At 45.3% G+C, this 11742-nt stretch carries 13 protein-coding genes; 10 read left to right on the forward strand and 3 right to left on the reverse strand.

What is annotated here, in order from left to right:
• The first annotated feature begins 5 nt into the window (after positions 1–5).
• The 3 genes from EV211_RS08085 to EV211_RS08095 all read left to right on the forward strand — a co-directional run bounded on the left by EV211_RS08085 (position 6) and on the right by EV211_RS08095 (position 3589).
• The gene (locus tag EV211_RS08085; RefSeq protein WP_133528927.1) at positions 6–1451 is read left to right on the forward strand and encodes a serine hydrolase; all 1446 of its coding nucleotides are present in this window, start codon (positions 6–8) and stop codon (positions 1449–1451) included.
• A 699-nt stretch (positions 1452–2150) separates the two neighbouring features.
• A complete protein-coding gene (locus tag EV211_RS08090; RefSeq protein ID WP_243108575.1) occupies positions 2151–2540 on the forward strand; it encodes a hypothetical protein in 390 nt (129 codons plus the stop codon).
• Positions 2541–2563: 23 nt separating this feature from the next.
• Complete coding sequence (locus tag EV211_RS08095; RefSeq protein WP_133528928.1) at positions 2564–3589, forward strand: type II toxin-antitoxin system antitoxin SocA domain-containing protein; 1026 nt, start codon at positions 2564–2566, stop codon at positions 3587–3589.
• A gap of 16 nt (positions 3590–3605) precedes the next feature.
• Here the strand turns inward: EV211_RS08095 and nadC are convergent, their stop codons facing one another.
• From nadC to nadA, 3 genes are read right to left on the reverse strand one after another with little or no spacing between them, the layout of a single operon-like run.
• Positions 3606–4484 (reverse strand): carboxylating nicotinate-nucleotide diphosphorylase, encoded by an 879-nt coding sequence (gene nadC / locus EV211_RS08100; RefSeq protein ID WP_133528929.1) that lies wholly within the window; start codon positions 4482–4484, stop codon positions 3606–3608.
• A complete protein-coding gene (locus tag EV211_RS08105) occupies positions 4453–5667 on the reverse strand; it encodes an L-aspartate oxidase (RefSeq protein WP_133528930.1) in 1215 nt (404 codons plus the stop codon). Before EV211_RS08105 ends, nadC begins: the two co-directional genes overlap by 32 nt.
• A 14-nt stretch (positions 5668–5681) precedes the next feature.
• Positions 5682–6584 (reverse strand): quinolinate synthase NadA, encoded by a 903-nt coding sequence (nadA, locus tag EV211_RS08110; RefSeq protein WP_133528931.1) that lies wholly within the window; start codon positions 6582–6584, stop codon positions 5682–5684.
• A 222-nt stretch (positions 6585–6806) separates the two neighbouring features.
• On the opposite strand from nadA, the gene EV211_RS08115 reads away from it, so the two are divergent.
• The 7 genes from EV211_RS08115 to EV211_RS08145 all read left to right on the forward strand — a co-directional run bounded on the left by EV211_RS08115 (position 6807) and on the right by EV211_RS08145 (position 11657).
• Positions 6807–7052 (forward strand): AbrB/MazE/SpoVT family DNA-binding domain-containing protein, encoded by a 246-nt coding sequence (locus tag EV211_RS08115; protein WP_133528932.1) that lies wholly within the window; start codon positions 6807–6809, stop codon positions 7050–7052.
• Positions 7049–7963, forward strand: a complete 915-nt coding sequence (locus tag EV211_RS08120; RefSeq protein ID WP_133528933.1) for an ABC transporter ATP-binding protein — start codon at positions 7049–7051, stop codon at positions 7961–7963. The genes EV211_RS08115 and EV211_RS08120 overlap by 4 nt, the downstream gene beginning before the upstream one ends.
• The gene (locus EV211_RS08125) at positions 7960–8859 is read left to right on the forward strand and encodes an ABC transporter permease (protein WP_133528934.1); all 900 of its coding nucleotides are present in this window, start codon (positions 7960–7962) and stop codon (positions 8857–8859) included. Before EV211_RS08120 ends, EV211_RS08125 begins: the two co-directional genes overlap by 4 nt.
• 211 nt (positions 8860–9070) lie before the next feature.
• Complete coding sequence (locus tag EV211_RS08130; RefSeq protein ID WP_133528935.1) at positions 9071–9343, forward strand: type II toxin-antitoxin system RelB/DinJ family antitoxin; 273 nt, start codon at positions 9071–9073, stop codon at positions 9341–9343.
• Positions 9336–9602 (forward strand): Txe/YoeB family addiction module toxin, encoded by a 267-nt coding sequence (locus tag EV211_RS08135; RefSeq protein ID WP_279222027.1) that lies wholly within the window; start codon positions 9336–9338, stop codon positions 9600–9602. The genes EV211_RS08130 and EV211_RS08135 overlap by 8 nt, the downstream gene beginning before the upstream one ends.
• A gap of 164 nt (positions 9603–9766) precedes the next feature.
• Positions 9767–11107, forward strand: coding sequence for an ATP-binding protein (locus EV211_RS08140; protein ID WP_330564641.1), 1341 nt, complete (start codon positions 9767–9769; stop codon positions 11105–11107).
• A 70-nt stretch (positions 11108–11177) separates the two neighbouring features.
• Positions 11178–11657, forward strand: a complete 480-nt coding sequence (locus EV211_RS08145; protein WP_243108577.1) for a Fic/DOC family N-terminal domain-containing protein — start codon at positions 11178–11180, stop codon at positions 11655–11657.
• Positions 11658–11742: the final 85 nt, after the last annotated feature.

The following is an 11742-nucleotide window of genomic DNA, read 5'->3' on the forward strand; positions in this document are numbered from 1 at the left end:
CTGAAATGGAAGTTATCAGCAGAGAATATGTAGAAAGCGAGCTTGCCAGATATAAGACTCCCGGTATGGGCGTAGGCGTAATACAGGACGGAAAGGTAGTTTTTGCAAAAGGCTTTGGCTACCGGGACATGTCCACAGTTGCGCCTATAACCGAAAATACTCAGTGGGGCATTGCATCGTGTACTAAATCTTTTACAGCAACACTTTGCGGTATGCTGGCAGATGAAGGTTACTTCACGTTAGAACAACCAATCAGGGAGTACTTGCCTGATTTCCAGATGTATGATCCCGTGGCTACAAAGTTATGCACATTGAAGGATATGCTTTGTCACAGAACAGGCCTCGGCGGATATGACGCTGTATGGGCGGATAATTGTACTCGCGAAGATCTTTGGCGGAGACTAAGGTATCTCAGACCTAATGCGTCATTCAGAGGGTTGGTTCAGTATAACAATCTTATTTATACCATGGCGGGGCATGCTTGTGAAAAAGTCACAGGTTTATCATGGGATCAATTGGTACAGGAACGAATATTCGCTCCTCTTGGTATGAACGACAGCAATACTAGCATTGTTGATCTGATGAAATCATCAGATTTTGCTCAGCCATATTGGCCGACAGATGAGGGACCGGTTCCAGTGGATAATTGGAATGTTGATCTGGGGGCTCCTGCAGCAGCAATTAATTCGACTATAAATGATATGCTGAAATGGCTACAATTCAACATAGATGATGGAGTAGTAAACGGCAAACGGCTCATTAAAAAGGAAACACTAGAAGAAATCCATACTGCTCAGGTTAGATATAAGCTTTGGCCTTGGGACTTCCCAGAGAATCCGCCTATGGCAGGTTATGCTTTAGGTTGGTATAATGATGTATATAGAGGCATTCCGGTTTACTGGCATATAGGAGAGATAGAGGGCTATGGAACTATGATGGCCGTTCTGCCTCGACAGAAAACAGGCATTGTTTTGTTTAATAACTTACATGCTCCCGATGTTCTGATTCAATGCTCTGTTATGGATACAATAATTGACAATTTGCTAGGTCTTACTCCAGGCAACTGGGCGGAACGGTACTATGCGCAGAGGAATAACTATGGATATATGCTTGGCGACTGGAGATGTGATCTTATGGGGGTAGATAAGGTTAAAGGTACATCATTATCTCACGATTTGAAGTCATATGTAGGAGAGTATTATGAGCCGGGTCATGGCACAATCAAAATCTTTCAGAAAGATGATGGCTTGGGAATGATATATCGGGGAGTAGAACAACCTATGAAGCATTATCATTATGATGTATTCAAGGTATCCTGTATAAAGATGGACACTTTAGTTGTAACAGCTCCTCTGTCATTCAGAACGAATTCAAGGGACGGTTCAATAGATGGTTTTGAATTCAAACTATATCCTCAGGTAGAGCCAATACTCTTCAAGCGAAGCAAATAAAAAATATTTCTTTGTAATGTGGAGATATACATTTCTTACGGGGCGAACCAGTAAGGAACTTCGGAATAGCAGGGAGCAGGATAATAAAATCTACTCCCTGCTTTTTCGTGCAAAAATTTCTTCGGAGGGGATTGATTTTTGCCATGCTTTTGTCCGATAGGTGAGAGGACAAATATATCCGGTAACGGCCGGAACTGAGAATGCCTCTCGTAGAACATTGAAAATCGGATACACAATCGACAGGTACTTTCTCTTTGGTATCGGTAAAACGTGAGCATGCGGAAACGATGCGCCATGACCCTTCGGGCGAGCGAAAATGTCTTCGTATCAAAAGGCGGGCAGCACCCGTCATGTGCGACGAAAGCCAAAGAGGACAATGATACTCCCGCCCAGTCACAGCCCCTGCAGGGATGCAGGAACACGCAATGAGGGCGGCTCGGAGAGAACCTCGGAGGGGCAAACGCCCGTGAGACCGCGCTGGTCTACATGTTAGATCCACACGCGCGCCCTGCGGGAGATGGGTATCCGCATCAGGGGAATATGATATGCTTCCTGTTTTATTTAGCTACCTATAAGTTTTGACTTCATAGTGGCAAGAATTTGTATAATGGTGATAGGATATTGACAAAAAGCAATCATTGATTTATGATAATGATAAGATATTGAGAAAAAGCGATCATAATGAATGGGGGATGCTCATTGATACAAATAACGCTCGAGGATATAAGAAAATATTTAGAAGAAGTTCATAATTCAATTAGAGAAGGCAATTATCGAATTGATACTAATAATAGAAGACAGCGAAATAGAGAATTGTACACAAAGTATGTAATTGATGAAAAACTAAGCAAAGATATTTTATTAAGTTTGCAACCTGAAGATTTTTCTGAAGTAGTTAATAATGAACATATAGAATATGAATATGAACGATTATATATTTTCGGGAAAAAGGTATTATTAATTGAACGATTTGGAGAAGCGGAGAAAGATGTATTACTATATATCAAGTTTAACAAGATGGAGGATGCATTTGTGATAGTGATATCTTTCCATGAGGAAGAATATCCATTACACTACCCGTTTAGATAATAGAATTATAAGGAGGAGTCAAAATGGCAAATGAAAATAGAATGGACTTTTGCATTAATTGCAGAAGGAAAACGGAATATGAACTAGTGTCAACAGTGCATAAAAGATCTGTTAAAGGAAAGGAATACGAATATGAGACAATCATAGCGCGGTGTGTCGAATGTGGGGAGGAAATGAGTATACCTGGATTAATGGATTACGACAATAAGCAATTCGATTTGGCATACAGAAAAGCTGAAGGCATTGTTTCCGTTAAGAACATAGAAAATCTCATGAAACTCTACAATTTAGGGAAAGCACCCATTTCAACAGCGTTAGGATTCGGAGAAATCACCATTACGAGATACTTGGCAGGACAAATACCATCGAAAGAGTATTCGGACATTATTAGGCATGCATTGACAGATCCTGATTTCATGAAAGGAAAGGTTGAACAAAACAAAGAAAAACTAGGGGCAATTGCGTATAAAAAAGCAGAAGACTCAATAGTGACACTTAGTAATAGCATCAGTAGCATTTCAAAAAAGATGATAAGTACAATTGCATATGTTTTTTTGAAAACAGAAGAAATAACCCCATTAGCGCTGCAAAAACTATTGTATTTTTCACAGGGTATCAACATGGTCGTAAATAAAACTGTCTTATTTAGTGATAACTGTGAGGCGTGGACACACGGCCCAGTTTATCCTAAAGTTTATCAGTTATTTAAAGAATTCAAATATAATCCAATTGATGATAGTAGATATGTAATATTTGATTTGGCAGAAGATGAGCTGAACTCGAAAGAGAAAGCTGTGGTACGTTCGGTGATAGAATCATTTGGTATATATAGTGGAAAAGTACTGGAACAGATAACGCATGATGAAGGCCCTTGGAAAGAGGCGAGAACGGGACTTAATCCGTCAGATTCATCTAATAATGTTATATCTAAGGCTGCTCTAAAGAGGTACTTTTCGGATTTAAATGAGCAGTATGATTTGGGAGATGAGGCCGCAATCAGAAGATATATTGAGTCTAAACTTAATAGAAGCACTGGCATTCAATTATAACCGGGGCGAGATAGAGTCATCCATATCCCAGTACTTTCAAGTGTTTCAGGCTGATGTCCAATATCGGGGAGGAATGTGTCAGTGCGCCGCTTGATACGTAATCTACTCCCAGACTGGTAATGGTTTGGATGTTCTCTTTGGTCATATTGCCGGAGCACTCGGTCTCTGCTCTTCCGTCAATGAAATCGATTGCTTCAGCCATTTCTGCCGGTGTCATATTGTCCAGCATAATAATATCTGCGCCGGCATCTACAGCTTCCTTTACCATATCCAGGTTTTCCACTTCAACCTCGATTTTACGTACGAAGGGAGCATACTGTCTGGCAGCAGTGACAGCCTCTTTGACGCCGCCTGCGGCATCGATGTGATTATCCTTCAGCATGACGCCGTCGGACAGATTATATCTATGATTGTTTCCGCCGCCTACTCCTACTGCGTACTTCTCGAAGATACGCATGCAAGGGGTCGTCTTCCGGGTATCCAGAAGTCTGGTATGGCTGCCCGCAAGAAGGGATGTAACGTTTCTGGTATAAGTAGCGATCCCGCTCATTCTCTGCAAATAGTTCAGGGCCGTTCGTTCCCCGGACAGCAACACTCGGACATCGCCCGTGACGGTTGCTAGCAGCTGACCATTCAGGACCTGATCGCCGTCGGCAACTACTTTGCCATTGCTCTTCGCAAGCTGAACTGTAGTGGAAGGATCCAACATAGTGAAAACCCGTTGGAACACCGACAATCCGGCAATTACGCCGTCTTCTTTGCAGATCAGCTGGACTTCGCCCTTTCTGTATTCCGGCATTACCGCGTTGGTTGATACATCCTCGCTGTTGATATCTTCTTCCAAAGCTAATCGAATATAACGATCAGCAACAAGCTGCATGGTAATTGGATTCATAATCTTCGGTTCCTTTCTCATTTGCTGTAATTGATGAGGCTGCCTGTTCTGCGAAAACGAGACTCTCTAATAAGCTATTGCTGGCAAGGCGGTTTTTCCCATGAACGCCATTGCAGCTGGTCTCGCCGACTGCATACAGATGCTCCATGGTAGTCTGGGAATTCTGATCCACATGAACGCCGCCCATGAAATAGTGCTGGGCCGGGACAATGGGGATCGGCTCCTTCTTCAAATCGTAGCCTTCCTTCAGACATTGCTGATAAATGTTAGGGAAATGTTCGTCAATGGTCTGTACTGATACATTTTCGAAAGAAAGCCATTCGTGATCGACTTTTTCCTTTTCCATTTCTGCTAAAATGCCATTGGCTACTACATCACGAGGCTGCAATTCGTCGATAAACCGCTCGCCCCTGTGATTCAGCAGGATCGCACCTTCACCTCTTGCTGATTCTGAAATCAGGAAACTTCTGCCGGGTCTGGTGCTATACAGACTGGTCGGATGGATCTGGACATAATCCATGTGCTCCAGCTCCACATTATGCTTCTTGGCAATACTGCAGGCATCCCCCGTCAACAGAGGAAAATTTGTGGAATGAGCATAAAGCCCGCCGATCCCCCCGGTTGCCATGACTGTGTCCGCGGCATGGATATGCAGGACTTCGCCGGAGGCAGTTTTAGCGATCATACCCTTACAGGATCGCCGGTCAGTCAGAATATCTGTCATGGTGGTGTATTCCATTAAGGTAACATTTGAAAGATCCCTGACCTGAGCAAGGAGTTTGGTAGTGATTTCCTTGCCGGTGATATCCTTGTGATAGCAGATCCTTGGCGCGGAGTGAGCTCCTTCCCTGGTAAATGCCAGGCTGCCATCTACATTTCGGTTAAACTCAACCCCGTAGGAAACCAGCTGGTCAATGACCCTTTGGCTTTTGCGGATCATCAGGTCAACGCTTTCTGCCCGGTTCTCGTAATGGCCGGCTTTCATAGTATCCTCGTAGAATGGCTCGTAATCGGCTTCATTCCTCAGCATGCAGATCCCTCCCTGGGCCAGCATGGAATCACAGCTTTCAAAGTCTCCCTTGGACAGCATCAGAATTTTCTTATCTTCCGGCAGGTGCAACGCGGTAAAAAGCCCGGCAACTCCGCACCCGGCGATGACGACATCGCAATATAGGTTTTTCATTTCATCCTTCTTCCCTAAGCAAGCTCTAACATCTTCGTCAGGGCTGCTTCAGCCTGCGCATCTGTATTGGGATCTGCTTTCATGGCAGGCTTCCCGGTTTTCAGCGCGTTAATTATATTTTCCAGAGTGATTTTCTTCATATCGACGCAGACAGGCAGCGTTTGCGCAAAATAAAATTCAGCGTCCGGCCTTGCCTGCAACAAAGCATAGCGTACGCCTTCTTCTGTGGCGATGATAAATTCCCGGCCGGGGCTGTCTGTGGCGAACTTTATTATTCCGCTGGTGGAGCCTATGTAATCGGCCAGGGCAAGCAATTCACGATTGCATTCCGGATGGGCCAGCACAGGCGCCTGTGGATATCTGATTTTTAACTGGGCGATCTCTGATGCCGCCATGTGCTCGTGGACCGGACAGTATCCATCATTGAACAGGAAATCTTTCTCCGGTACCTGAGACGCCACGTAGGCGGCAAGGTTTTTATCCGGAATAAATAGAATATGCCGGTTTGGCAGCTTGCGCACAATGTTGACAGCGTTGGCCGATGTCACGCAGACGTCAGACCAGGATTTGATCTCTGCGGTAGAATTGATATAGCAGACCACAGCCAGATCCTCGTATTCTGCCCTGGCGGCATCCACGGTTTCCTTTGTTACCATATGGGCCATGGGGCAGTCTGCCGTTGCATCGGGCAGCAGTACGGTCTTACCCGGGCTTAACAGTTTGGCACTTTCGCCCATAAATGAGACCCCGCAGAAGACTAGAGTCTGGTTCGTCAGGGCAGCCGCTGCTTTGCTCAGATAGAATGAATCCCCTAAATAGTCAGCGATTTCCTGCACTTCAGGTCTGACATAATAGTGGGCCAGGATAACGGCATCCTTCTCATTTTTCAGTTGTTTGATTTCTTCCTGTTTCGTCATGATGATCCTCATATTTTTCTAATTTAGTGGTTAACACAAACCTCAAGTAGTATAACACTTATCTTGACATATGACAAGACACATATGAAAAAGGTGCGTATATACGTATTTTATTGACTTTTTGTTGCGGCCGAGGTATACTTAGTTATATAAATCATACTTTACGCACCAAACCCACCCCGAGTGGGAGCTTGGATTTGGCAGAAAGAGAGGCAATGATAAATGAAGAAGACGACAGAAAGAAAGGGCGCTTGGACAGTCAAGGTAGGCGAGAAGGGGCAGTTCGTCATACCTAAGGAAGCCCGCGACATGTTCGGCATCAAGCCGGGAGATTCGCTGCTTATCCTGGGAGACGTAGAACGAGGCCTTGCCATACCACCGAAAGGGCAGATTGAAAAAGTATTCGAGGGAATCCTCGAGGGTGAGGAGGCTGCCAGCTCAGGCGGCAATAAAGGCGGTGACAAATGACAGATATAATACGCATAGACGGCCTGAGCAAGGCCTTCGGTCAGGTCCGCGCAGTGCAGGATCTGAGCTTCCGCGTCAAGCCGGGGGAGCTATTTGCTTTTCTGGGTCTCAACGGAGCGGGAAAGAGCACGACCATTTCAATAATGTGCGGCCAGCTGGCAAGAGACGCCGGCACTGTGACCATTGACGGTACTGACATCGATCACGACGTCAGCGGTATCAAAAGCGAGATAGGCGTGGTCTTCCAGGATTCCTGCCTGGATAAGGCTTTGTCAGTTCGCGACAACCTGAAATACCGGGCGGCCCTTTACGGCATTACTGGTCAGGCTTTCCAGAAGCGTCTGGAAGAACTGGTGGAAATGCTGGACTTCAGGGATATCCTGAAGAGACCCTTCGGCAAGTTGTCAGGAGGCCAGCGTAGGAAGATAGATATAGCCAGGGCGCTGCTCCACGATCCTAAGATACTCATACTGGACGAGCCGACCACGGGCCTGGACCCTCAGACCCGCAGGACTATATGGAATGTAGTGTCCGACCTTCGCAAAAGTCAGGAACTGACAGTATTCCTGACCACCCATTATATGGAGGAAGCGGCTGACGCGGACTATGTGGTCATCCTTGACTCCGGCAAGATCGCCGCAGAGGGAACGCCTCTGGAACTGAAGAACACATACACCGGGGATTTTCTTACTTTGTATAACAGCAATCAGACCCAGGCAGATGCCATAGGCCTGCCTTTTGAGGTAATACGCGATGCCTACAGGTTCGCTATTCCAAACACCGTAGCGGCAACGGAACTTATAGTCGCGCATCCGGAAATTTTCCGGGATTACGAGATCACTAAGGGCAAGATGGACGATGTTTTCCTGGCCGTAACGGGCAAAAAACTCACGGGAGGTGACGAGGCATGAATGAATTCAAGAGCCTGGTGTGCAGGCATACCAAACTGTTTTTCAAGGACAAAGGGACATTTTTCCCGACGCTCATAGCGCCGCTGATTCTTTTGATGCTCTTCGTGACGTTCCTCGCAAGGGTTTACAAGGACAGTTTCAAGTCCGTCCTTCCGGCGGGGATCGACGTGCCGGAGGAACTCATAGATGGCTTCGTAGGCGGCTGGCTTCTGTCGTCGCTGCTGGCCGTGTGCTGCGTGACTATTGCTTTCGGCGCCAATATGATAATGGTGCAGGATAAAATGTTCGGCACCAGGGCTGACCTGACCATAACGCCGGTAAGGTCATCGACCCTGAGCCTAAGTTACTATATTTCCACTGTGGCCATCACGGCGATAATCTGCTACGTGGCCCTGGGCGCGGGATTCGTATATATCCACAGTATGGGCTGGTATCTGACCAACACCGATGTGCTGCTGATCATTGCGGATGTGGCCATAATGGTCATGTTCGGAACGGCTCTGTCGTCGGTGGTCCTCTACTTCGTGAAAAATCAAGGCGGAGCCACGGCGGTGGTCACCATAGTCAGTTCGGCTTACGGATTCATCTGCGGCGCCTACATGCCTATATCCTCATTCGGCGACAGCATTCAGACGTTGATCAAATACCTGCCGGGTACCTATGGGACCGTTCTGATGCATAAGCATCTAATGGGCAGTCCATTGGACAAGCTGGGCAGCGACTACGCTCCGGAGCCTGTGGTCAAGGCCATACGTGATGCTTTCGACTGCAATCTCTATGTAGGCGGGAACAAAATAGCCACTGGTGAAATGTACGCGGTGATTCTCGTGGCGGTGGCAGTCCTCATCCTGCTGTACCTGGCCTTAAATATGTTCGGAAAGAAAAGAAGGGCATAATGAGGTCTCGTAATAAAAATGCGTATTTACGCACTTTCTTCTCGTAGCATGGAGTAGATGATCTGGTCCAGGTAGCCCCGGTGATCTTTATAGTTCGCTATTATTTTGTGACTGAAGTGGTATTTGATACGAGGAGTTAAGGAATATTAAAAGCAAATGCTTGCAATATAATTCAGATAATGGTAGTATTGTGTCATAAGGAGGTGATATCATGACTACTGTCAGTATCAGGTTGGATGACGCCGAGAAATTAGCATTGGATGAGATGCTTTCTGAAATGGGTATGACATTGTCAACATTCTATTCGGTATACACTAAGAGGGCCCTGCGTGATCGTAAGATTCCTTTCGACATTGAGGCTCTGAGTGATCCGTTTTATTCTAAGAGTAATTTGTGCAGGTTGAGACATTCTGCTGATCAGATCACTCAAGGTAAGACGGTGACTAAAACCATAGATGAACTGGAGGCGATGGAAAGTGAGTAAAATCATCTTCTCCGAGGATGCATGGGACGAGTATTTGTATTGGCAAACGCAGGATAAGAAAACTCTTCGTAAAATCAATAAGCTTCTGAAAGCATTACAGAGGGAGCCATTTACGGGGATCGGAGCGCCAGAACCGTTGAGTGGATCTCTAACAGGCAAATGGAGCCGGAGAATCAATGATAAGGATAGACTGGTGTATGAAATCCAAGAAGAGGATATACTCGTGATTCAATGCAAAGACCATTATGAGGATAAATAAGCAGCCACGGGAGCAATCCAATGGCTGTTTTTTGGTGGTGCGCCCGGCGACTAAAAGTGAAAATGTGGTGAAACCCGAAAAGTTCGCTATTTTTTTTGTAAATATATTGAAAAGTTCGCTATTATTTTGTATAATCCCTTTATAAAGGGAAGGGGAAGTGAACAATGATATATTTGAAAAGGAAAATAGATGATTATCTTCTGGCATGGAAAAACGATTCAAATCATAAACCTTTGATAGTAAAGGGCTCACGGCAGGTAGGAAAAACCGAATCCATAATGCAATTTGCAGAGCAGAATTATGAAAACGTTGTGCGGATCAATTTTGTCGAGGATCCTAAATATAAACTCATAACAGCAGATGGCTACAGTACGGCAGATATTATCAAAAATATATCACGTATCGATCCTTCTAAGAGATTTACAGAAGGAAAGACATTGATATTTTTTGATGAATTGCAGGAGTTCCCGGAGATTGCCACATCGTTGAAGTTCTTCCAAATCGATGGGAGATTTGATGTAATATGCAGCGGATCTCTGCTTGGCATCAGTTATAAGCGCATCGAGAGCAATAGCGTCGGATATAAGTCTGACTATGAGATGTATTCCCTGGACTTTGAAGAATTCCTTTGGGCTAAGGGATATGAAGCTTCTGTCATAGAGGACATGCTGCATCATATGGTGGAAGCAATACCATTCAATGAGTTAGAGATGACAACATTTGGCGACATGTTCCTGGATTACAGTACACTGGGAGGAATGCCGGCCGTTGTTCGTGAGTATATAGAAAGCGGCACCTTTGAGGGCACTCTCGAGACCCAACGTCAGTTGCTGGAAGATTATAAAGAGGATATCAGAAAATATGCGGATGGAATGGATCAGACGAGGATACTTAATGTCTTCAACCAGATACCGGTGCAACTTGCCAGGGATAATAAAAAATTCCAGATATCCAAAGTGGCAAGCGGAGCAAGGTTCAAGGATTACCGCGGCTGCATCGAGTGGCTACATGATGCAGGCCTTATTAACCGGTGTTACTGCCTGAACTTTCCGGAACTGCCGCTCAAGGGAAATTACAACGAGTCAAAGTATAAGATATACTTTTCCGATACTGGTCTGCTTGTTGCTATGCTTGATGAGGAAGCGCAGGATGATATGCGTGCGAACAGGAATCTCGGCGTTTACAAAGGAGCACTTTATGAAAGTATAGTCGGTGAAGCGCTGGTAAAGAGCGGATATGATCTTTATTATTACAAGCGTGATAATGGCACACTAGAAGAAGATTTCTTCCTTCGCACACAGAAAAGTCTGCTACCGGTTGAAGTGAAATCCAAGGGAGGAAGAAGCAAATCCTTAAAGGCCTTGATCAACGGAGATAAATATGCGGATATTCATTGCGGATTGAAGTTGTCAGCCGGTAATATTGGCGTCAGTGACGGCGTCTACAGCTTTCCGTATTTCTGCACATTTCTACTGAAACGCTATTTGACACAATGCAATTTATAAGTTTAATCTTATTTCAAAAACTATGGACTTTTTGAAATAAGGTGAGAATAATTCAAGTAGTATTTCAATTTTGTTGGATGCAAACAGATATCTTGCCAGACTGGATGCCACGGCCCAGCTTATCCCGGACATCGACCTGTTTGTTTCCATGTATGTGCGCAAGGAAGCACTGATTTCTTCTCAGATAGAGGGGACTCGCTGCACCCTTGACGACGTACTTGATCCGTTGATACGGGCAGCCCTGATCCACTACCAGTTTGAAACGATCCACCCGTTCCTAGATGGAAACGGGCGCATTGGAAGGCTTTTGATCTTGCTTTATCTGATAGAACAGAAGGCTCTTACCAAGCCGGTCATTTATGTCGAGCAGCATCCGATCATCGACATCAAGGGAACCGCAGCAGAACTGGATGTCAGTTATAATACTGTTTCATCTGCCATTAAGAAGCTTGTAGCCGCAGGGATCCTGCAGGAAAAGACCAGTGCGTCAAGAAATCGGGTCTTTGCCTATGAAAACTATCTTGCCATTCTGCGGCAGGAATTCAATTGAATAGTTAACTTCCATGCCCCAACATAGTGTATGATGCGTGGGCCGAGAAACGGAAGTTAACATTGCAAACAGATAATAGCTGACA

It is taken from the genome of Aminicella lysinilytica (assembly GCF_004362975.1).
Classification (GTDB): Bacteria; Bacillota; Clostridia; order Peptostreptococcales; family Anaerovoracaceae; genus Aminicella; species Aminicella lysinilytica.